Raw genomic sequence first — 2,687 nt, 5'->3', positions numbered from 1 at the left:
TTCTTTTAAATATTGTTTTACGTCTGATTCTGACGGGCTATCGGGAGTACCAATATTGACTAAAAGAACGCCTGTTTTACTCATTTGATATTTATTGTTAAATAGAGAGAGCTCGAAGATAATTCGAAATCAAGGAAAACAAAATAGATGTGCAAGTCTTTATTTATACTTGCACAATTTTTATTTAATATTGAGAACGATTAACGTATCATTGCTTAACAGCATTACGTATATCCATCAATTCTAATTACAACAGGACAACATAAATGACATATCAAAATGATCTGCTACTTAGGGTAGCTAAGGGAGAAACAGGAGAACGTACGCCAATTTGGATGATGAGACAAGCGGGTAGAATCCTTCCTCAGTATCGTGCTGTTAGAGCAAGCCTAAGTGGTTTTGTTGAATTGGTTAAAACACCCGAATTTGCCTGTGAGGTTACTATTCAGCCTGTAGATGAATTAGGAGTTGATGCCGCTATTATCTTTTCCGATATTTTGGTTATACCGGAAGCACTAGGTCTCGATTATGAAATGGTAGAGGCCAAGGGGCCTTATTTCCCGAGAGTAATTGAAAGTCTTAAAGACATTGATGCTTTAAGAGAAGTTGATCCAGAAGAACATTTAAAATATGTTGTTGATGCAATTAAGCTCACTAAAAAAGAATTAAATAATAGAGTTCCGTTAATTGGGTTCGCCGGTGCACCCTGGACTATTTTTTCATATATGATAGAAGGGCAGGGGTCTAAGACTTTCTCGAAAGCGAAGAAGTTTTTATTCACTCAGCCTGAGGCATCACATAAATTATTACAGAAGATTACGGATGCTACTATTGTTTATTTAAAAGCTCAAATCGCAGCAGGGGCAGATATTGTTCAGGTTTTTGATTCGTGGGCTGGCGTATTAAGTCCAGAAAGTTATTTAATCTATTCGATGCCTTACATCAAACAAATATGTGATGCTATTAACGAAGTACCTGTTATTGTTTTTGCGAAAGGTGCTTATTTCGTGCGTAAAGAGCTGGGTGCATTAGATTGTCAAGTGGTTGGTTTAGACTGGAATATGGATATCCATGAGTCTAGGTCATTAATAGGATCGAGCAAAGTGTTACAAGGAAATATGGATCCTTGTATGTTGTATGCCGATAGGAGTACAATCGAAAAGGAGACCAAGAAAATGCTTAAGTCTTTTGGACCAAATGGGCACATCGCCAATTTAGGACATGGTGTATATCCGGATACGGAATTAGATAAAGTGAAATGCTTTATTGATACGGTAAAAGGATTCGGGCATTAAACGAAAGGATATTCACTTAGTCAACATCTGCATAGAATGCGGATATATTAAAGTAGAATTCTAATTGTCTACCTTCTTTATCTTCAAAGATTAAAATGTCAAATGGTTTTCCTTCGTGGAAGAAAAGTCGTTGCGATTTGTAATTGGCTTCTGGGAAGTTCTCCATTATCCAATTGTACTCGAATGGAACGCTAGAAGCCACGATTGCATCATTGAAAGAGCTGCCATCGAATCCGAAATTGTAATCTTGATCTAAATATTTACACCAAGCAGCATACCCATCAAGTTCTTCTGTTGGTTTGGCTTGGTCGTTTAATACATTAATGATCGCAAGTTTTAATTCTGTATAATCTAATTTGTCAGTAAAAGGGAGCATGCCAAATTTCTGATGTAGATCGTCTTTAATAATACATAAGTAATATACATTTTCGTTGGAGTTCGTATTTGTGGAGTCTAACTCTAATTGCAGTTCACATATTAGATTCTTGTTCTTATCCTTTACTTGGAAGATATGGCTTACCTCAACGGAGTTATCGTGGTTGTTTTCGAAAAACTCATAAGCAAAAACAAGGTGACCATTCCAGTAGAACTGATCTATGCAGTACTTATCTCTCATTTCACCCTTAAGTTGTTTATTATCGTATGCATAACGCAAAAGCTTTTTTAGGTATGTAGCTGCTGCTATATTATTCAGCTCGTAGTTTATTTGAATGAGCTTTGCCATAGCTGCATAGTTATAGGGATGCTTGAGTAAATATTTTTCAAAAGTTTTTTTAGCGTCAAAGTAATCCCCATTCATTTGTTGTGCGAAGCCAATGTTGTATGTAATACCAGCGTACTCGTCTGCATTAGGTTGATAGAATTTTAAAGCCATGGCATATGCTTCCCTCGATTCGTTGAAATCTCCCATTTCGCCATATGCAAAAGCGATATCGGTATACACACTTGGTGGACAATTTGATAAGCTTGAAGCATGTACGTAATTTATTATTGCATCTTCTAATTCACCTAAGTCAAGATGCGCATCTCCTCTTACTAAATGATACTTCGGTTCATTTGGACTTATTTGGATAGCCATATCAAATGCATCAATAGCTTTTCTATAATCTTTTAAGAATACTAGTGTAATCCCTTTTTGGTAAAAAGTAATACCAACCTTTCCATCTCTATTAATGCTCTTAATAAAGTAATCTAATGCTTCGTGATCTTGCTTAAGCATAAATGCAGACATGCCTTTGTAGAACAAAGATTTAGCAGATAGACTGTCTTCTTTTTTAGACTTGTACTTTAATATTTTATAGAACAGATTGTCTACGTAATAGCTCTCAATTTTTTGATCTTCTTTTATTGAGCTAGAAAACGAAGGCCCTCCAATAAGAATAAGGATAAGAA

Annotated in this window: 2 protein-coding genes; one reads left to right on the top strand and one right to left on the bottom strand. The window is 35.7% G+C overall.

Annotation, left to right across the window (positions count from 1 at the left end):
* Positions 1–266: 266 nt before the first annotated feature.
* Positions 267–1,295 (top strand): uroporphyrinogen decarboxylase, encoded by a 1,029-nt coding sequence (hemE, locus tag HRT72_09300; protein ID NQY67900.1) that lies wholly within the window; start codon positions 267–269, stop codon positions 1,293–1,295.
* Positions 1,296–1,311: 16 nt separating this feature from the next.
* Here the strand turns inward: hemE and HRT72_09295 are convergent.
* On the bottom strand, positions 1,312–2,687 hold a 1,376-nt coding region (locus HRT72_09295), incomplete at its 5' end, for a tetratricopeptide repeat protein (GenBank protein ID NQY67899.1).

It is taken from the genome of Flavobacteriales bacterium (assembly GCA_013214975.1).
In the GTDB taxonomy this organism is placed as follows: Bacteria; Bacteroidota; Bacteroidia; order DT-38; family DT-38; genus DT-38.
This window is presented reverse-complemented; position numbering and strand designations above follow the sequence as displayed.

Bases quoted from the DNA above. Each gene is read 5' to 3' on its own strand.
- hemE (NQY67900.1), top strand. From the start codon at position 267: ATGACATATCAAAATGATCTGCTACTTAGGGTAGCTAAGGGAGAAACA.